Source organism: Pseudomonas sp. JS3066 (assembly GCF_036328175.1).
Taxonomy (GTDB): domain Bacteria; phylum Pseudomonadota; class Gammaproteobacteria; order Pseudomonadales; family Pseudomonadaceae; genus Metapseudomonas.
Genome location: NZ_CP143312.1, coordinates 308,812 through 328,089, shown reverse-complemented (window position 1 = coordinate 328,089; position 19,278 = coordinate 308,812). Strand labels below are relative to the sequence as shown.

17 protein-coding genes are annotated in these 19,278 nt (G+C 64.0%); 11 read left to right on the top strand and 6 right to left on the bottom strand.

The genetic code is table 11. The features are described from left to right. Window positions 1-82: 82 nt before the first annotated feature. The 3 genes from SA496_RS01650 to SA496_RS01640 all read right to left on the bottom strand — a co-directional run bounded on the left by SA496_RS01650 (window position 83) and on the right by SA496_RS01640 (window position 4,883). Window positions 83-1,732 carry an acyl-CoA dehydrogenase family protein gene (locus tag SA496_RS01650; RefSeq protein WP_120653099.1) on the bottom strand — a complete coding sequence of 550 codons (1,650 nt, stop codon included), beginning with the start codon at window positions 1,730-1,732 and terminating at the stop codon, window positions 83-85. Continuing rightward, window positions 1,729-2,382 (bottom strand): TetR/AcrR family transcriptional regulator, encoded by a 654-nt coding sequence (locus SA496_RS01645; protein ID WP_120653100.1) that lies wholly within the window; start codon window positions 2,380-2,382, stop codon window positions 1,729-1,731. The genes SA496_RS01650 and SA496_RS01645 overlap by 4 nt, the downstream gene beginning before the upstream one ends. A 104-nt stretch (window positions 2,383-2,486) precedes the next feature. After that, window positions 2,487-4,883 (bottom strand): hybrid sensor histidine kinase/response regulator, encoded by a 2,397-nt coding sequence (locus tag SA496_RS01640; RefSeq protein WP_330114950.1) that lies wholly within the window; start codon window positions 4,881-4,883, stop codon window positions 2,487-2,489. Window positions 4,884-5,135: 252 nt separating this feature from the next. On the opposite strand from SA496_RS01640, the gene SA496_RS01635 reads away from it, so the two are divergent. The 5 genes from SA496_RS01635 to SA496_RS01615 all read left to right on the top strand — a co-directional run bounded on the left by SA496_RS01635 (window position 5,136) and on the right by SA496_RS01615 (window position 9,168). After that, on the top strand, window positions 5,136-5,933 hold the full coding sequence (locus tag SA496_RS01635) for a hydroxymethylpyrimidine/phosphomethylpyrimidine kinase (RefSeq protein WP_120653102.1): 798 nt from the start codon (window positions 5,136-5,138) through the stop codon (window positions 5,931-5,933). Beyond that, the gene (gene thiE / locus SA496_RS01630) at window positions 5,930-6,559 is read left to right on the top strand and encodes a thiamine phosphate synthase (RefSeq protein WP_120653103.1); all 630 of its coding nucleotides are present in this window, start codon (window positions 5,930-5,932) and stop codon (window positions 6,557-6,559) included. Before SA496_RS01635 ends, thiE begins: the two co-directional genes overlap by 4 nt. Before the next feature lie 30 nt (window positions 6,560-6,589). Then, window positions 6,590-7,879: a glutamate-1-semialdehyde 2,1-aminomutase gene (gene hemL, locus SA496_RS01625; protein ID WP_120653104.1), complete on the top strand. Its 1,290-nt coding sequence runs from the start codon at window positions 6,590-6,592 to the stop codon at window positions 7,877-7,879. Continuing rightward, window positions 7,879-8,526, top strand: coding sequence for a hypothetical protein (locus tag SA496_RS01620; protein WP_120653105.1), 648 nt, complete (start codon window positions 7,879-7,881; stop codon window positions 8,524-8,526). The genes hemL and SA496_RS01620 overlap by 1 nt, the downstream gene beginning before the upstream one ends. A gap of 93 nt (window positions 8,527-8,619) precedes the next feature. Further along, a complete protein-coding gene (locus tag SA496_RS01615; RefSeq protein ID WP_120653106.1) occupies window positions 8,620-9,168 on the top strand; it encodes a tetratricopeptide repeat protein in 549 nt (182 codons plus the stop codon). Window positions 9,169-9,203: 35 nt separating this feature from the next. On the opposite strand, the gene SA496_RS01610 is transcribed toward SA496_RS01615, so the two are convergent. After that, window positions 9,204-9,527: a DUF1820 family protein gene (locus SA496_RS01610; protein WP_120653107.1), complete on the bottom strand. Its 324-nt coding sequence runs from the start codon at window positions 9,525-9,527 to the stop codon at window positions 9,204-9,206. A gap of 136 nt (window positions 9,528-9,663) precedes the next feature. Between SA496_RS01610 and miaB the strand changes: the two genes are divergently transcribed. The 5 genes from miaB (at window position 9,664) to lnt (ending at window position 15,068) form a co-directional block, all read left to right on the top strand. Continuing rightward, the gene (gene miaB / locus SA496_RS01605) at window positions 9,664-11,004 is read left to right on the top strand and encodes a tRNA (N6-isopentenyl adenosine(37)-C2)-methylthiotransferase MiaB (RefSeq protein WP_153921507.1); all 1,341 of its coding nucleotides are present in this window, start codon (window positions 9,664-9,666) and stop codon (window positions 11,002-11,004) included. A 91-nt stretch (window positions 11,005-11,095) separates the two neighbouring features. Continuing rightward, a complete protein-coding gene (locus SA496_RS01600) occupies window positions 11,096-12,115 on the top strand; it encodes a PhoH family protein (protein WP_120653108.1) in 1,020 nt (339 codons plus the stop codon). Continuing rightward, window positions 12,108-12,572, top strand: coding sequence for an rRNA maturation RNase YbeY (gene ybeY / locus SA496_RS01595; protein WP_120653109.1), 465 nt, complete (start codon window positions 12,108-12,110; stop codon window positions 12,570-12,572). The genes SA496_RS01600 and ybeY overlap by 8 nt, the downstream gene beginning before the upstream one ends. 21 nt (window positions 12,573-12,593) lie before the next feature. Then, a complete protein-coding gene (locus SA496_RS01590; RefSeq protein WP_120653110.1) occupies window positions 12,594-13,433 on the top strand; it encodes an HlyC/CorC family transporter in 840 nt (279 codons plus the stop codon). A gap of 114 nt (window positions 13,434-13,547) precedes the next feature. Then, window positions 13,548-15,068: an apolipoprotein N-acyltransferase gene (gene lnt / locus SA496_RS01585; RefSeq protein ID WP_330114949.1), complete on the top strand. Its 1,521-nt coding sequence runs from the start codon at window positions 13,548-13,550 to the stop codon at window positions 15,066-15,068. Window positions 15,069-15,141: 73 nt separating this feature from the next. On the opposite strand, the gene SA496_RS01580 is transcribed toward lnt, so the two are convergent. Both SA496_RS01580 and SA496_RS01575 read right to left on the bottom strand, forming a co-directional pair. Next, entirely contained in the window at window positions 15,142-15,903 is a 762-nt protein-coding gene (locus SA496_RS01580; protein ID WP_330114948.1) for a YdcF family protein, read from the bottom strand. 24 nt (window positions 15,904-15,927) lie between these two features. Next, window positions 15,928-16,365 carry a hypothetical protein gene (locus tag SA496_RS01575; RefSeq protein ID WP_120653113.1) on the bottom strand — a complete coding sequence of 146 codons (438 nt, stop codon included), beginning with the start codon at window positions 16,363-16,365 and terminating at the stop codon, window positions 15,928-15,930. A gap of 255 nt (window positions 16,366-16,620) precedes the next feature. Here SA496_RS01575 and leuS point away from each other — a divergent pair, with 255 nt between their 5' ends. Next, window positions 16,621-19,242, top strand: a complete 2,622-nt coding sequence (leuS, locus tag SA496_RS01570) for a leucine--tRNA ligase (protein ID WP_330114947.1) — start codon at window positions 16,621-16,623, stop codon at window positions 19,240-19,242. Window positions 19,243-19,278 lie beyond the last annotated feature (36 nt).

Below are 19,278 nucleotides of genomic sequence, written 5' to 3'. Positions count from 1 at the left end.
ACAGATAAAGGCATAGAACGATTCGGCAGGATGCCGCGCCGCAGCCGCCACCCGCTGCAAGAGCGGATGGCCAAGCCGCAGATCACGCCAGGTGAGGCGTCGATCGAGCTACCAGGGCCTCGACGTCGGCACCGCGAGGCAACGTGCCATAGACACGCCCATGCTCGCCCAGACGACTACCGATGAAGGCATCGGCAACCGTGGCATTGCCGGCTTCCAGGAGCAGCTTGGCCTGCAAGGCCACGGCCACGTCTTCGGTCAGCTGGCGGGCCCGATACTGGATGTCAGCGGTGTCGGCAAAGCCCTTCTTCAGCTTGCCGATGAAGGACGCCAGGCGCGCATCGCCATGACCATTCCCCAGTTCGGCGAAGAGTGCATCGAGCACGCCCGGCTCCTTGGACAGGGCACGCAGCACGTCCAGGCACTGCACGTTGCCGGAGCCTTCCCAGGTCGAGTTCACCGGCGCTTCGCGGTACAAACGCGGCAGGATGGTGTCCTCCACGTAGCCTGCACCACCCAGGCACTCGGCGGCCTCGTTGATCATCGCGGGCGCCCGTTTGCAGATCCAGTACTTGCCCACGGCGGTCACCAGTCGGGCGAACTTGTCTTCCTGCTCGTCGTGGACCTTGTCCAGGGCGCGCCCCATGCGCATGGTCAGGGCCAGCGCGGCTTCGCTTTCCAGGGCCAGGTCGGCCAACACGTTCTGCATAAGTGGCTGCTCGGCCAGCACGCGGCCACCGACCTTGCGGTAGGCGCAGTGGTGCGCGGCCTGGGTCAGTGCCTGACGCATCAGGGCGCTGGAACCGATCATGCAGTCGAAGCGGGTCAGGGACACCATCTCGATGATGGTCGGCACGCCACGCCCCTCCTCGCCCACCATCCAGGCCAGGGCACCACGGTACTCCACCTCGCTGGAGGCGTTGGACCAGTTACCCAGCTTGTTCTTCAGCCGCTGGATGTAGAACTCGTTGCGGCTGCCGTCCGGCCGGTGGCGCGGCAGCAGGAAGCAGGACAGGCCCTTGTCGGTGTAGGCCAGGGTAAGGAAGGCATCACACATGGGTGCCGAGCAGAACCACTTGTGGCCCACGAGTTCGTATGCCTGGCCAGGCCCGGGGATGCCCACGGGATGGGCGCGGGTCGTGTTGGCACGAACGTCGGTGCCCCCCTGTTTCTCGGTCATGGCCATGCCGATGGTGACGCCGGCCTTCTGCTCCATGGGCAAGTTGCGCGGGTCGTACTCACGGGAAAGGATCTTCGGCAGCCACTGCTCGGCGATTTCCGGCTGCAGTCGCAGCGCGGGCACACTGGCGAAGGTCATGGTCAACGGGCAGCCGGTGCCGGCTTCGGCCTGGCTGTGAAGGTAACTCAAGCCGGCACGGGCAACCTGGGCGCCGGCGCGCGGGTCGGTCCAGGGCATCGAGGGGATGCCATGCTCGATGGAGGCGCGCATCAGCTCGTGGTAGGCCGGGTGGAACTCCACCAGGTCCACACGGTGCCCGTAGCGATCATGGCTCTTGAACACCGGTTTGTTCTCGTTGGCAAGGAATCCCGCGCTCATCAGCGGACCTCCGGCCAGGGCGCCATAGGCATCGAGGCGCTCTTCGGCCCAGCCACCCTGGTAGCGGCGGACCCACTCCTGCAGCGGCAGGTCGACGCGATAGAGGTTGGCGCCATCCAGCGGCGGTACCTGGTTGAAGACTTCGTGGGTTTCGGCGAATTCGTGCAGGCTCATCGCAGGTTCTCCTGGACAGGTTGGCTGGCGCCCAGGGCGCGCAGGCAGAAGGTAACGAGGTTGGCGCAGACGGTCTCGAGATCGTCCGAATCATGACCGGCGTCGCGCATCGCGCGCCCCGGGGGCGACAGCGGACCAACCAGTGATTCGGCGATGGCGCCAACCAGGCAGGCTGCAGTGAGAGGAATCGAGGGCACCTGGAATTCACCACGCGCCAGGCCTTCCTCCAACAATTGGCAGAACAGATCGGCATAGGCCTCGCGATAGAGCAGGCGCTGTTCGTCCACTTCGGGGTCCACCGGTTCAGCGATCAGCGCGAAAGCCAGTCGCCGGCTATGCCAGGCTCGCGCAGCGAACTGGCGCAGTCCGTGCGCCAACCGATCCGCGGCCGAGCCTTCGCCACGCAGCACCACGGCGAGGCTGTCCACTTCCACCTGGCTCGCCTGGGCGAAGACCTCTGCGGCCAGCTCGCCCTTGTTGGAGAAGTGCCGGTAAAGGCTGCCGGTGGCAATGCCCACGTCCTCGGCCAGCGCCTGCATGGTCAATGCCGCAAAACCGCCCTCCACCACCCGCGCATGGGCGCAGGCCAGGATGCGGCCGCGTAGCGCCTGGTCACGGTCGATTCGGGATGTGGTGGTGCGATAGGCCATGATCTGAATCCTGATTCACTTCTTTCAGTGAATCAGGATTCAGACCTTGCAGGAAGTGGGAGAAATGCCGCGATTGGTGACATAAATGCCGTGCTCTTGCCGAGTCAACCGAGCGACTTTGCAGTCTCGACCGGCTTGCATAGCAGCCAGTCGTGGAGCAGAGAGCGCAGTTCCTCGAACTTGACCGGTTTGGCCATGTAGTCGCTCATCCCGGCGGCCAGGCAGCGCTCGCGGTCGCCACTGTGACTGTGCGCGGTAATCGCCAGCACTGGCAGGTCGGTGCACCCCGGCATGGCGCGCAGGGCCCGGCAGGTGGCGAAGCCATCCATCACCGGCATCTGGCAGTCCAACAGCACGGCATCGACGGATTCACGGCGAATCTGTTCCAGCGCTTCGGCGCCGTTGTCCGCGGTGAGCACACGATAGCCAAGCTTGAGCAGCATGCCGCGGGTCACCAACTGGTTGATGGCGTTGTCCTCCACCACCAGTACGGTGCACTGCTCCGGCCTGCGCAGCGGCTGGCCGCCAGGGCGTCGCGCAGGCAGGACCTGGCTCTGAGCCGGCAATGAAAGGTTCAGTTCCAGGCTGAAGGTGCTGCCGCGTCCGGGTTGAGACTGATGAGAAAGCTTGCCGCCGAGGAGCGTCACCAGTTGCTGGCTCAGGGCGAGGCCGATTCCGAGTCCGCCGTACTCACGGGTCATGGAGCCATCGAGTTGGTAGAAACGCCGGTAGATCAGGCCATCCGGCGGGGTGGAAAAACCGATGCCGGTATCCATGACGTCGATGTGCAATGCCAGATCGCCGTCGGCCGACTCATGACCGCTGACTCGCAAACCAACGCTACCGCGGCTGGTGAACTTGATGGCGTTGTCCAACAGATAGCCCAGGGCCTGGCCAAGCTTGCCGGCGTCGCCTTCGAGGGTATCCGGGAGCCGGTGATCGAGATCCAGCTCGAAGACCAGCCCTTTTTCCACCGCGCGCAGGCCGTACTGCACCCGCAGGCTGTCCATCAGCCCGCGCAGGCTGAACGGTTCGCGTCGCGGGTAGAGCTTGCCGGCCTGCAGTTCGGTCATGGCGAGGATGTCGTTGACCAGGCGCATCATGTCCCGCGCCGAGCCGGATGCCGTGCGTTGATACTGCTCGAGTTCTTCGTGCAACGGCAGCGTCTGCATCAGCTCCAGGGAGCCGATGACGCCATTCATCGGCGTGCGCAGCTCATGGGTGACCGTGGCGAGGAACTCATCCTTCAATCGGTTGCTGTTGGCCAGTTCCTGGTTCAGCGCCTCCAGCTTGCGGCCGGCGTCCTGGAGGATGCGCGTGCGTTCTTCTTTCATGGCATTGATACGGTCGGCCAGGGCGAGGGACAGCAGCCCCACTTCCAGCGCCGAACCAATTTGGCTGGCGTACATGGTGAAGAAGGCGTTGGGCAGATAACCCAGCACCATGAGGGTGTTGATGGCGCCGCCGAGGAGGAACGCACTCCAGGCGATGATGAAATAGCGCGCTACGCGCATACCGCGCAGCCAGGCCAGCACGCCGGCAGAGAAAATCACCACGGTGAAGATCAGCGCCAGGGAAGTGGCCAGACGCAGGGCCAGGCCGTAGCTGGCGGTCAGCGCCAGGACCATCGCAAGTCCGCCCAGGGCCATCAGCGCGAGCAGCGCCCGGTCGACCCAGGGACTGTGGTCAGCCGTGTGCAGGAAGCTGCGCGCGAACTGGCAGCCGAACAGCGCCGCCGAACCAATCAGGAAGGGGGTCGCCGCATTGGCCCACCAGGGATTGTCCGGCCAGAAGTACTGGATGCCCGCACCATTGACGGATATCTGGTAGAGCCCGAACGAGCCTATATAAAGGATGTAATAGAGGTAGCTGGTGTCGCGAACGCTGAGATAGATGAACAGGTTGTAGAAGAGCATCACCAGCAGCACGCCGTAGATGATGCCGAGCACATAGATACGTTCCGGCTGCTCTTCGACGAAGGCCTGGGGCGACCAGAGCGTCAACGGTGCCTGGATAGAGCCTTCGCTCTGCAGGCGCATGTAAATGCGTCTGGGTTGGTCAGGTTTCAGGGGAATGCTGAAGACGTAGTTGTTCTGCCTGATCTGCCGGCTATCGAACGGCAGCGCGTCACCGGTGCGCTGGGCGAGACGGTAGCCGCCCTGGTCGTCCGGAAGGTAGAGGTCCAGGTGGTCCAGCGGCGGATAGGCCAGCTCCAGCAACCAGTTCTGTTGGTCACGCCCCGCATGCGGTCGGTAGTCCAGGTCGATACGCAACCAGAAGACCGAGTGTGAATACCCGGCATTGAGCACAGGCTTCTCATGGCGGCGGAAGCTGCTGTCCAGAGCGGGGGACGTGATGTCGTCAATCTTGGCATCGCCACGAACGTCTTCGAACACGTCCATGTGCTGGCCCAGCGGGAGACTGCGCAACTGCTCGTCGAATTGCACGGCATTGGCCAGGCCGGCGAACAGGCAAAGGCAGAGGAAAAAGAGGATACGCATGCAGCCCCGCAATGGCCTACTGACCGCGTCCGGGAGCCCCACCTCCTTATCCGACGCGCCACCCTGGGCCAGGTTGTTCGAAAAGTGCACTCTAGCACAGCGCAAGGCGGCTGAAAGCTGCACATTGCCATCACAGCCAGACAGCTCTATCTCGGCACTTTCAGCTGCACCAACAAAGCCATACGCGCACTCCCTGAGGCATAGCGCCGCCGGTGCGGCCCGGCGAAGTGTTTAGTGGTAAGCTCGCCGACCATGAAAACGACCAACTCTCGCCCCGTAGTCCTCTGCCTTTCCGGCCACGACCCAAGTGGTGGCGCCGGCCTTCAGGCGGATATCGAAGCCCTGATCGCACAGGGCTGTCACGCCGCCCCGGCGGTGACAGCCCTGACCGTGCAGGATACCGTCAACGTTTCCGACTTCCGCGTCCTCGACCGCGAATGGGTGCTGGCCCAGGCCAATGCCGTGATCGCCGACCTGCCGGTGGCTGCCGTCAAGCTGGGCATGCTCGGCTCGGTGCAGATGGTCGAGACGGTCCTGGAGATCATGCAGTCCCTGCCGGGCATACCGCTGGTCTGCGACCCGGTACTGCGTGCCGGCGGTGGCGGCGCCCTGGGCAAGGACGAAGTGGGTTACGCGATCCGCGAGCGCCTGCTCCCGATAGCAGCCATCGCCACTCCGAACCTGCCGGAAGCGCGCATCCTCGCCGAGCTGCCCGAAGGCACCCCGGACGAGTGCGCCGAGAAACTCCTGCCTTTCTGCCGCAACCTGCTGATCACAGGCGGCCACGGCGACGAGACCGAAGTGCACAACCGCCTCTACACCCAGGACGGCCGGTGCCTTACCTATACCTGCCAGCGCTTGCCCGGCAGCTACCACGGTTCGGGCTGCACCTTGGCGAGCGCCCTGTCCGGTCGCCTTGCCCTGGGCGAGGAACTGTCCAGCGCGGTACGCAGCGCCCTCGACTACACCTGGCGCACCTTGCGCGACGCAGAACAACCCGGCCACGGCCAGTACGTGCCACGCCGCCTGCCGCTGGACTTCTGCCAATGAAACTGCGCGGCCTCTATGCCATCACCGACAGCCAGCTGCTGGCCGGCGGCAAGTTGCTGCCCTACGTCGAAGCGGCCCTGAAGGGCGGCGCCAAGCTGCTTCAATACCGCGACAAGTCCAGCGACGAGACTCGACGCCTGCGCGAAGCCGAAGCCCTTGGCGAGTTGTGCACCCGCTACGGCGCCCAACTGATCATCAACGATGACGCCGAACTGGCCGCACGCCTGGGTGTCGGCCTGCACCTTGGCCAGGGCGACGGCTCCCTGGCCGCAGCCCGCGCGCTGCTGGGTCGTCAGGCCATCATCGGCGGCACGTGCCACGCCAGTCTCGACCTGGCAGCAACCGCAGTGAGAGAAGGCGCCAGCTATATCGCCTTCGGCCGCTTCTACAATTCCCAGACCAAGCCGGGCGCACCCGCCGCCACCCTGGACCTGCTGGACCAGGCGCGGCAGCGCTTCCAGGCTCCGATCGTCGCCATTGGCGGCGTGACCCTGGAAAATGCCCCCGAGCTGATCACCCGCGGCGCCAGCATGGTTGCGGTGATCCACGCGCTGTTCGGTGCCGATTCCGCCACCGAGGTGGAACGCCGAGCACGTGCCTTCAGCGCCCTGTTCGACGCCGCCTGACCCCGAATTCGCTTGAAAGAGAGACCTGCCATGTCCCGTTCCGAAACCCTGTTCGCCAACGCCCAGAAACACATCCCCGGCGGCGTCAACTCGCCGGTCCGCGCCTTCAAGAGCGTCGGCGGTACGCCGCTGTTCTTCAAGCACGCGGAAGGCGCCTACGTGACGGACGAGGATGACAAGCGCTACGTGGACTACGTCGGTTCCTGGGGCCCGATGATCCTTGGCCACAGCCACCCGGACGTGCTGGGTGCGGTACGCAAGCAACTGGAGCACGGCCTGTCCTACGGCGCGCCGACTGCGCTGGAAGTGGAAATGGCCGACCTCGTCTGCTCCCTCGTGCCGTCCATGGAGATGGTGCGCATGGTCAGCTCCGGCACTGAAGCCACAATGAGCGCCATTCGCCTGGCCCGTGGCTTCACCGGCCGCGACAGCATCATCAAGTTCGAAGGCTGCTACCACGGCCACTCCGACTCCCTGTTGGTGAAAGCCGGTTCCGGCGCCCTGACCCTGGGCGTACCGAGTTCCCCCGGCGTGCCCGCGGCATTCGCCCAGCACACCCTGACCCTGCCGTTCAACGACATCGACGCCGTTGAGAAGACCCTCGCCGACGTGGGCAACGAAGTCGCCTGCATCATCGTCGAGCCGGTTGCCGGCAACATGAACTGCGTACCGCCGGCGCCGGGCTTCCTCGAAGGCCTGCGCAGCCTGTGCGACAAGCACAGCGTGGTGCTGATCTTCGACGAAGTGATGACCGGCTTCCGCGTCGCCCTCGGCGGCGCCCAGGCCCACTACGGCATCACTCCGGACCTGTCCACCTTCGGCAAGATCATCGGTGGCGGCATGCCGGTCGGCTGCTTTGGCGGCAAGCGCGAGATCATGTCTCACATCGCCCCGCTGGGCCCGGTCTACCAGGCCGGCACGCTGTCCGGAAACCCACTGGCCATGGCCGCCGGCCTGACCACCCTGAAGCTGATCAGCCGCCCCGGCTTCCACGCTGAGCTGACCGACTACACCACCCGCATGCTCGACGGTCTGCAGCAGCGCGCCGATGCTGCCGGCATTCCCTTCGTCACCACCCAGGCAGGCGGCATGTTCGGCCTCTACTTCAGTGGCGCTGACGATATCGTCACCTTCCAGGACGTGATGACCAGCGATGCCGAGCGCTTCAAGCGCTTCTTCCACCTGATGCTGGATGGCGGCGTCTACCTGGCACCGAGCGCCTTTGAAGCGGGCTTCACCTCCATTGCCCACGGTGACAAGGAACTGGCCATTACCCTGGACGCCGCTGAGCGCGCCTTCGCCAAACTGAAACAGGCCTGATGCAATACAGCACCGCCCTTTCCGACGGCGTACTCGCCTTCGCTTGCCTGTCCAGCGTCATTGCGCTGAGCCAGCTGGGCAAGGGGTTCGCCGAGACGGAGCGGCCGGCTTGGTTCTGCGCCCTGCTCGGGTTGCTGATCCCGGCCGCAGCAGCCCTATGCGGGGTGGTGCGCTTCTCCGTCGATCCGTCCTGGCGCGAGGCTCACAGCCTGCTCAGCCAGGCTGGGACCTTCCTCGCCTTACCGCTGGTCGCACTGGCGATCTTCGCCTTGTCCCGCAGCGCGACCTGGAGCCGGGCCTTCTGGGGGCGCCTGGTGATCGGTCTGTGCGTGGTGTTCGAACTGGCCCGGAGAGCTGGGTTGCTTGCCGAGTATCGTCTGCTGCTCAGTTTCGCGGCTTTCGCCCTGATCCTTCTAGCGGGCCTTGGCAGGCTGCCGCAGCGGGCCTCGCCAGCGCTGGCAGCGCTCGCCATCGTCGGTTTGTTCCTGGTAGCCGGATTGCTGGTGGGGACCGAAGGCTTCATGGGTTCTTTACGCCGGGTCGACCTGTTCCACGCCCTGCTCACGCCCGCCTATCCGCTGATGACGTGGTTGCTCCTGCAGTTTCGCGACACAGTGCCAAGCGCAAACAAAGTAAAGGCTTTGTAAGATCGCCCTCGCTTATTTCATAATGTGACCGTTGGCGCGTTTCTCGCCGGCCGGGCATGATGCCCGCACTGCTTCCGAGGCACTGTGATCCCCATGAACCGCACCGGCCGCACCCTGATCTTGGGCTGCCTGTTGCTTTTCCAACCACTGCTGGCCAATGCCGGCGGTAACTCCCTGCTGATCCCAGCCACCGGGCGCTGCAATCTGAACAGCCTGCCGGAAAACCTTTCGGAAGCCATTTCCGCCTGCCAGCAGGCCGCCAAGGGCGGCGACGCCGAAGCGCAGTACGAGCTCGGCGAGTTCTATTACGACGGCAAACGCACCCCGCGCGACCTCGCCCAGTCCCTGCAGTGGTTCGAACAGGCTTCCCTCAAGGGGCACGCACAAGCCCAACTGCGTCTGGGCAACATGTTCTTCCGGGGAGAAGGGGTACCGGCCAACAATGTGCAGGCCTACATCGTGCTCAAGATGGCAGCGGTGAACGGTTCGGACGAAGCCATGGACAGTGCCGACCTGGTGGCCGCGCAGATGCGTACTGACGAGCTGGAAATCGCGACGCAGGTGCTGGGACAGATCTTCCGCAACTACCTGCTGGAACTACAGGCCGCTGACGGCGGCTCGCCCTTCTCGCCTCTTCCCTGAGCCCGGAGCTGAGGCAGCAATCAGGACTATCCGCCCTACTTCTCCGGCATTGGCATGGGGAATGGCATCACGTTGCCACCCCCTTTCGCCTCGCTGATCTTCGGCGTGCCAAGGCGCTCCACTTCGTCGATTCGGATGATCGAGTGCATCGGCAGGAAACTGCGGACCACGCCTTCGAACTGGGCCTTGAGCTTCTCCTCGCTGGGATCGACCACCACCTGGGTGCGCTCGCCGAAGACGAACTCCTCCACTTCCAGGAATCCCCATAGATCGCTCTGGTAGATCTGCTTGGCGTACATCTCGTACACCTGGCCCTGGTTCAGGAAGATCACCTTGTAGATGGGGGCGGGCTTGCTCATGAGAAGTCGGCGGGTCGTCGCGGGGGAATTTCGGGGGCGCAGATCATAGCATAGCCGCCAAGCAGCCGGCGCTAGGAACACAAGGGGCATGGCGATTATAATGCTCGGTTCTTCGAACCACCTGATTCAAAAGCGCATGGCCAAGAAGCTCTACATCGAAACCCACGGCTGCCAGATGAACGAGTACGACAGTTCGCGCATGGTCGATCTGCTCGGCGAACATCAGGCGCTGGAAGTCACCGAACACGCCGAAGAAGCCGACGTGATTCTGCTCAACACCTGCTCGATCCGCGAGAAGGCGCAGGAGAAGGTGTTCTCGAAACTTGGCCAGTGGCGTGAGTTGAAGCGGCAGAACCCGGAGCTGGTCATCGGCGTGGGTGGCTGCGTAGCCAGCCAGGAAGGCGCCGCCATCCGTGAGCGCGCACCCTATGTGGACGTCGTGTTTGGCCCGCAAACGTTGCACCGATTGCCGGAAATGATCGACGCCGCACGCGTCACCCGCAAACCCCAGGTGGACATCAGCTTCCCGGAAATCGAGAAGTTCGACCGACTGCCCGAACCCCGCGTCGATGGCCCCAGCGCGTTCGTCTCGATCATGGAAGGCTGCAGCAAGTACTGCACTTTCTGTGTGGTGCCCTACACCCGCGGCGAGGAAGTCAGCCGTCCGTTTGACGACGTACTGGCCGAAGTCATCCACCTGGCAGAGAACGGCGTGCGTGAAGTAACCCTGCTGGGCCAGAACGTCAACGGCTACCGCGGTCTGACTCATGATGGCCGCATCGCCGACTTCGCCGAGCTGATCCGTGTGGTGGCCGCCGTCGATGGTATCGAGCGCATTCGCTACACCACTTCGCACCCGCTGGAGTTCTCCGACGCGCTGATCCAGGCCCACGCAGAAGTGCCGGAACTGGTGAAGTTTGTCCACTTGCCAGTGCAGGCGGGCTCCGATCGCATCCTCGCGGCCATGAAGCGCAATCACACCGCACTGGAATACAAGTCACGCATCCGCAAGCTGAAGGCGGCGGTGCCGGACATCTGCATAAGCTCGGACTTCATCGTTGGTTTCCCCGGCGAGACCGACAAGGATTTCGAGGCCACCATGAAGCTGGTGGAAGAAGTCGGCTTCGACTTCTCCTTCTCCTTCATCTACAGCTCGCGCCCCGGCACCCCCGCAGCCGATCTGCTAGACGACACACCGGAAGACGTGAAGAAACAGCGCCTGCAGATCCTGCAGACGCGCATTCACCAGCAGGGCTACGAAATCAGCCGACGAATGGTCGGCAGCGTCCAGCGCATCCTCGTCAGCGACTTCTCCAAGAAGGACCCGGGCATGCTCCAGGGCCGCACGGAGAACAATCGCATCGTCAACTTCCGCAGCGCCAACCCGCGCCTGATCGGCCAGTTCGTCGATGTCCACATCGACGATGCCCTGCCCCATTCCCTGCGCGGCAGCCTGCTCGAAGAAAGCCCGCACTGATAGACCGTGGGGCCCGTGCTTTTCCAGCCGGGCCCTCGGGGTTATTCTGCATGTCATCCCACTCCTACCGCCCAAGGGCGAACACACGACATTGAACGCCTCCCTGGATCTGCACCGCTTCACCCTGGAACCTTTTGAAGCCCGCCGCTTCGCCAATCTGTGCGGCCAATTCGACGAGCACCTGCGCTTGATCGAACAACGCATGGACATCGAAATCCGCAATCGCGGTAACCAGTTCGAACTGGTCGGCGACCCTCAACGCACCCGCGCTACGGAAAATCTCCTGCGCCGCCTCTATCGCGAAACCGAGGCCATCGAGCTGTCGCCCGACATGGTGCACCTCTTCCTGCGCGAAACCGGCATGGAAGAGGCGGCCAATCCCAAGACCGAGGCTGTGAGCCTGCGCACCCGCAAGGGCAACATTCGTCCACGCGGCGCCAACCAGCAGCGCTACGTGAAGTCGATCCTCGATCACGACATCAACTTCGGCATCGGACCGGCCGGTACCGGCAAGACCTACCTGGCCGTGGCCTGCGCCGTGGACGCCCTGGAGCGCGAGCAAATCCGCCGTATCCTGCTGGTGCGTCCGGCGGTCGAGGCTGGCGAGAAGCTCGGCTTCCTCCCCGGCGACCTTTCCCAGAAGATCGACCCTTATCTGCGCCCACTCTACGACGCCCTTTACGAGATGCTCGGCTTCGACCACGTGGCCAAGCTGATCGAGAAGCAGGTGATCGAGGTCGCACCGTTGGCCTACATGCGCGGTCGCACCCTTAACAACAGCTTCATCATTCTCGACGAGAGTCAGAACACTACCCTCGAGCAGATGAAGATGTTCCTGACCCGTATTGGTTTCGGCTCCACCGCTGTCATCACTGGTGACATCACCCAGATCGACCTGCCGCGCGGCACGAAGTCCGGCCTGACCCATGTGATCGATGTGCTGCGTGACGTGCCGGGAATCAGCTTCACCCACTTCAAGTCCCAGGACGTGGTGCGCCATCCGCTGGTCCAGCGCATCGTGGAAGCCTATGACCGCTTCGACAGCCGTCAGCAGCCTGCCAAGACCAAACCAGCCGACAACGATCCGGGCGCGATAGACGACAATGCTTGAACTCGACCTGCAACTCGCAAGCGAGGCCCAGGGCCTGCCGAGCGAGGTGGATTTCCGTCGCTGGTGCGAACTGGCCCTGCGCCAACGCAGCGCCGATTCCGAACTGACCATCCGACTGGTGGACGAGCCCGAGGGGCGCGAACTCAATCGCACCTGGCGCCACAAGGACTACGCTACCAACGTACTCTCCTTCCCTGCGGACGTGCCGGACGAGTTGCTGGATATCCCGCTGCTCGGCGACCTGGTCATCTGCGCGCCAGTGGTGGCCCGGGAAGCCTCCGAACAGGGCAAGGCCCTGGAGGCTCACTGGGCGCACCTGGTGATCCACGGCTGCCTGCACCTGCTCGGCTACGATCACATCGAGGATGAGGAAGCCGAGGAAATGGAAGCACTGGAACGGGAATTGCTGGCTGAACTTGGCCACCCCGACCCTTACCGCGATGACGAAGACCAATAAGAAGCACCGAGCAAAGGACATATGAGCGAAGATCGATCGAGCAACGGGCACAGGTCCTGGCTGGAAAAGCTGACCCAGGCCTTTGCCCATGAACCCAAAAGCCGCCAGGAACTCCTCGAGCTGCTGCGCGAGGCCCACCAGAACAAGCTGCTCGACAGCGAAGCGCTGTCGATCGTCGAAGGGGCCATCCAGGTCGCCGACCTGCAAGTACGCGACATCATGGTGCCGCGCTCGCAAATGATCAGCATCAAGGCCAACCAGACGCCGAAGGAGTTCCTCCCGGCGATCATCGACGCCGCCCACTCCCGCTACCCGGTCATCGGCGAAAGCCTCGATGACGTCATGGGCATTCTCCTGGCCAAGGACCTGCTACCGCTGATCCTCCTGGACAACGGCCAGCCGTTCAACATCAAGGATCTGCTGCGCCCGGCCACCTTCGTGCCCGAATCCAAGCGCCTCAACGTGCTGCTGCGCGAATTCCGCGCCAATCACAACCACATGGCGGTGGTCATCGACGAGTACGGTGGCGTGGCGGGCTTGGTGACGATCGAGGACGTGCTGGAGCAGATCGTCGGCGACATCGAGGACGAGCACGATGTCGAGGAAGACAGCTATATCAAGCCACTGCCCAGCGGCGACTTCATCGTCAAGGCCCTGACCCCGGTGGATGCCTTCAACGAGTTCTTCGAAACCGACTTCTCCGAGGACGAGTTCGATACCGTCGGCGGCCTGGTCATGGGCGCCTTCGGCCACTTGCCCAAGCGCAACGAAACCACCGAGATCGGTGAGTTCCGCTTCCGCGTGCTCAACGCCGACAGCCGCCGCATCCATCTGCTGCGCCTCTCTCCGCTGTCCCATTGATTCGCGCACGCCCCTCCACAGCGGAGGGGCGCCCGTGGATAATCGCGCCCCGAGCCGGCAACAAAAGGCTCGCCCTGGATTTCTTCCAGCTCCCCATCCGCCCAAGGACCGAGCATGAACTGGATCACCCGCCCCGGCTGGCCGGGCAACCTGCTGGCCCTGGCCGCTGGCGCCCTTACGCCCCTGGCTTTCGCCCCCTTCGATATCTGGCCCCTTGAACTGTTGTCGCTCGCCCTCTTCTACCTGGGGTTGCGCGACCTGGCGCCCAAGGCCGCGTTCTGGCGCGGCTGGTGGTACGGCCTCGGCCTGTTCCTGGGCGGCACCAGCTGGATCTACGTCAGCATTCACGACTACGGTGCGGCCTCTGTACCCCTGGCTGCGTTCCTCACCGTCGGCTTCAGTGCCGGCGTAGCGCTGTTCTTCGCCCTGCCCGCGACAATCTGGGCGCGCTGGCTGCGCCGCAGCGAGGCCGCCCTCGCCGATACCCTGGCCTTCGCCGCGCTCTGGCTGGTCCAGGAAGCGTTTCGTGGCTGGTTCCTCACCGGCTTCCCGTGGCTCTATGCCGGCTACAGCCAACTGGACGGCCCGCTGTCGGGGCTGGCACCGATCGGCGGCGTCTGGCTGGTGTCCTTCGCCCTGGCATTGACCGCTGCCCTGCTGGTGAACCTGGCTCGCCTGCGCAGCCGTCCGGCGTTCCTGGGCACCGGCATCGCCCTGCTGCTCGCTCCATGGGTAATCGGCCTGGCACTCAAGGGCCACGCCTGGACCCAGCCCGCCGGCGCGCCTCTGAAGGTCGCGGCCATGCAGGGCAACATCGAACAGAACCTGAAGTGGGACCCGGAGCAGCTCAACGCCCAGCTGGCGCTTTATCGCGACATGACCTTCAGCTCGCAGAAGGCCGACCTGATCATCTGGCCGGAAACCGCAGTACCGGTGCTCAAGGAGTTCGTCGACGGTTATCTCGGCGTGATGAACCGTTTCGCCAATGATCGGCAATCCGCGCTCATCACCGGCGTCCCGATCCGCCAGAACAATGATCGCGGCGAGAAACGCTACTACAACGGCATCACCGTGGTCGGCCAAGGTGAAGGTACCTACCTCAAGCAGAAGCTGGTGCCCTTCGGCGAGTACGTGCCACTGCAGGACGTGCTGCGCGGACTGATCGCCTTCTTTGACCTGCCGATGTCCGACTTCGCCCGCGGCGACTCCGATCAGGGCCCGCTGATGGCCAAGGGATACAGCATCGCACCTTACATCTGCTACGAAGTGGTCTATCCCGAGTTCGCCGCCGGCCTGGCCGCGCAGAGCGACATCCTGCTGACCGTCAGCAACGACACCTGGTTCGGCACCTCCATCGGCCCGCTGCAGCATCTGCAGATGGCGCAGATGCGCGCCCTGGAAGCAGGACGCTGGATGATCCGTGCGACGAACAACGGCGTGACCGTGCTGATCGACCCCTTCGGCCAGATCACTGAAGGCATCCCGCAGTTCCAGCAAGGCGTTCTCTACGGGGAAGTCCTGCCCATGCACGGCCTGACTCCCTACCTGCAGTGGCGCGCCTGGCCGCTGGTGATTCTCTGCGGCCTGCTCTTCGCCTGGGCGCTGATGGCCAGTCGGATCGCCAAGACGGTGTAACCCCCATGTAGGAGCGAGCTTGCTCGCGATCGTTCGCGAGCAAGCTCGCTCCTACAGGAAAACGGTCCGGCGATTAGTTGTAGGCCAACGGGTAGGCCAGCAACCCCACGGCCTCGTTGAGCAGCATCCCGCTCTGCCAGACCGCCTTGCTTTCCGGTAGCCAACCGCCCAACGGACGGCCATTGGGTACCCCCAGATAGCCTACAGGCGCCGCCACCACCTCGAAGCCGGCGCGTTCGAAACACCAGCGCGCCCGCGGCATATGCGCAGCCTGGGTAACCAATAGCACTCGGCTGATCCCGTCGGCCCGGAGCAGCTTCGCGCTGTAGGTGGCGTTTTCCCAGGTGGTACGGCTCTCCCCTTCCTGCCAGCGCACTTCCAGCCCGAAGTCGCGCCGCAAGGTTTCGGCCATGATCCATGCCTCGCTTGGAGGCTCTCCATAGTGCAGGCCGCCACTGGTCAACAGCGGCAAGCCACTTGCGCGAGCCAGGCGAGCGGCGTAGCGCAATCTTTCCAGGGCCATCGGGGCCGGCTGGTCCGCCCCCCAGGCAGGATCATCACGCTCGCGCCCGCCCCCCAGCACGACGATCGCGTCCACTTTCCCGGACAATTGCGCCCAATCGGATTCGGCCAGTGGCGCTTCGCGCTCGAGCACCTTGGCCGACCACTCGACCATGATCGGCAGACTCATCAGCCAAAGCCCGCCAAAGCCCGTGACGAAGCAGGCCAGTGACAGACGCGGCATTCGCCGTCGCAACCACCAGGCAAACAGAAGCAATAGGAGAAGGCCGCCAGGGGGCAGCAGGAATTGCTTGATGATGTAACGAATCGGCATGGGCACCTCCAGGGTGCCCGGAGACTAGCGGGGATTGGATGTCCGGAAAAGCTGCGAACCGCAGGACATGCAAGCCTGCACACCCTGGCCGCGTTGCCAGATGGCGGGCGTACCGCACATCGCGCAGCAAAGCTGCTGGCGGCGCTTGAACATGGGTTTGGGTTTGAGGGCGAAGCTCTTGGGCGGCCCATTCTCGCCACGCGGCGATCGACCGGGTAGTTGCTCGATGGCCGCCAGCTCCTCGGCAGCCGCGTGCCAGCCGCGCAGCCAGCGCATATCCCGATCCAGGTAAGCGCGGATGAGCTCCATTTCGGCAGGTGTCAGTCCCTTTAGCTCAAGCTCAAGCGGTTCCTCGTCGCGCAGACGAACCGCCGTATCTGCTTCATCCAGCGCCAGGGCCAGCCGGTGCAACAACCGCTCGTAGGGCCCGTTCCCTGCTTCCGTCCGCCGCAACTCACCCATCCCAACACCTCGAAACACGTAAACACTTGCCTTGCTTATGAAAAGCTTAGCGTTCGGTTCCTTGCTGCAAGGTGCCCGCGACAAACGGCGCCGGCATTGGCGACGGACGTCCACCCGTGCATTCAGGGTTTCCCTCGGTCGGCGGGGGTCATGTATGCTACGGCGCTTGAATTTCCTTTTCCTCCAGGGTCCGGCACCGCGGCCACGGCCAGCGCAACCGGCCCCAGGGAACTCCATCCTCCAGCGCCAGTAGCCATGCACGAACAGTATCAGCCCCGCGAAATCGAAGCCGCCGCGCAAGCCCACTGGGACGCGCATAAATCCTTTGAAGTGAGTGAGCAGCCCGGCAAGGACACCTTCTATTGCCTGTCGATGTTCCCCTACCCGAGCGGCAAGCTACACATGGGGCACGTGCGCAACTACACCATTGGTGACGTGATCGCCCGCTACCAGCGCATGCTGGGCAAGAACGTGCTGCAGCCCATGGGCTGGGACGCCTTCGGTATGCCGGCGGAAAACGCCGCGATGAAGAACAACGTCGCGCCGGCAAAGTGGACCTACGAGAACATCGACTACATGAAGACCCAGCTGAAGAGCCTGGGCCTCGCCATCGACTGGTCCCGTGAAGTCACCACCTGCAAGCCTGACTACTATCGCTGGGAACAATGGCTGTTCACCAAGCTGTTCGAAAAAGGCGTGATCTACCGCAGGAACGGTACCGTCAACTGGGACCCGGCAGACCAGACGGTCCTCGCCAACGAGCAGGTCATCGACGGTCGCGGCTGGCGCTCCGGTGCGCTGGTAGAGAAGCGCGAGATCCCGATGTACTACTTCAAGATCACCGCGTACGCGGATGAACTCTTGAGCAGCCTCGACGACCTGGATGGCTGGCCCGAGCAGGTCAAGACCATGCAGCGCAACTGGATCGGCAAGTCCCGCGGCATGGAAGTCAGCTTCCCCTACGACCAGGCCAGCATTGGCCAGGCCGGCGCAATGAAAGTCTTCACCACCCGTCCGGATACCCTGCTGGGCGCCACCTACGTGGCCGTTGCAGCCGAGCACCCGCTGGCGACCCTCGCCGTGCAGAAGCTGCCGGCCGCCCAGGCCGCTGAACTGCAAGCCTTCATCGATGAGTGCAAGCGCGGCGGCGTTGCCGAAGCCGACATCGCCACCCAGGAGAAGAAGGGCCTGCCCACGCCCCTGTTCGTCGAGCATCCGCTGACTGGCGAGAAGCTCCCGGTCTGGGTTGCCAACTACGTCCTGATGAACTACGGCGAAGGCGCCGTGATGGCCGTACCGGCCCACGATGAGCGCGATTTCGCCTTCGCGCACAAGTACAACCTGCCGATCAAATCGGTAGTTCGCACATCTTCCGGCGACGAAAACCCGGCCCCGTGGCAAGACGCCTATGGCGAGCATGGCCAACTGATCAACTCCGGCGAGTTCGACGGCCTGGACTACCAAGGCGCCTTCGACGCCATCGAAGTTGCCCTGCAGAAGAAAGGCCTGGGCCAGGCCCGCACCCAGTTCCGCCTGCGCGACTGGGGCATCAGCCGTCAGCGCTACTGGGGCTGCCCGATCCCGATCATCCATTGCCCGAGCTGTGGCGACGTTCCAGTGCCGGAAGACCAACTGCCGGTCGTCCTTCCCGAAGACGTGGTACCGGACGGCGCTGGCAGCCCGCTGGCGAAGATGCCCGAGTTCTACGCGTGCAGCTGCCCCAAATGCGGCACTGCGGCCAAGCGCGAAACGGACACCATGGACACCTTCGTGGAAAGCTCCTGGTACTTCGCCCGCTATGCCTCCCCGAACTACGACAAAGGCATGGTCGACCCGGCCGCAGCCAACCACTGGCTGCCGGTGGACCAGTACATCGGCGGCATCGAACACGCCATCCTGCACCTGCTCTACGCACGCTTCTTCCACAAGCTGATGCGTGACGAAGGCCTGGTCAGCTCCGACGAGCCGTTCAAGAACCTGCTCACCCAGGGCATGGTCGTCGCAGAAACCTACTATCGCGTTGCAGCCAATGGCGGCAAGGACTGGTTTAACCCGGCTGATGTCGAAGTCGAGCGCGACGCCAAGGCCAAGATCATCGGCGCCCGCTTGAAAACCGACGGCCTGCCGGTGGAAATCGGCGGCACCGAGAAGATGTCCAAGTCGAAGAACAACGGCGTGGACCCGCAGGCAATGATCGATGCTTACGGCGCCGACACCTGCCGCCTGTTCATGATGTTCGCCTCGCCGCCGGACATGAGCCTGGAATGGTCCGACTCCGGCGTCGAAGGCGCCAGCCGCTTCCTGCGTCGCGTCTGGCGACTGGCCCAGTCCCACGTCACTGCCGGCCTGCCGTCCGCGCTGGATCGCAGCGTCCTGAACGATGAGCAGAAAGGCGTGCATCGCGCCATCCACCTGGCCATCAAGCAGGCCAGCCAGGATATTGGCCAGCACCACAAATTCAACACCGCCATCGCCGCCGTGATGACCCTGATGAACGTCCTGGAAAAGGCTCCCCAGGCCAGCGCCGAAGACCGCGCCCTGCTGCAGGAGGGCCTGGAAACCATCGCCCTGCTGCTGGCGCCCATCACTCCGCATATCAGCCACGAGCTCTGGCGCGAACTGGGCCACACCGGTGCAGTCATCGACGCCGCCTGGCCAACCGTGGACGAAGCCGCCCTGGTGCAGGACAGCCTGCAACTGGTGGTACAGGTCAACGGCAAGCTGCGCGGCCATATCGAAGTGCCGGCAGACGCCAGCCGCGAAGCGGTTGAAGCCGCCGCGCGCGCCAACGAGAACGTGCTGCGCTTCACCGACGGCCTCACCATCCGCAAGGTCATCGTGGTGCCTGGCAAACTGGTCAATATCGTCGCCAACTGATCGAAGCCGGCGCCCTCCTCCGGGAGTGGTGCCGGA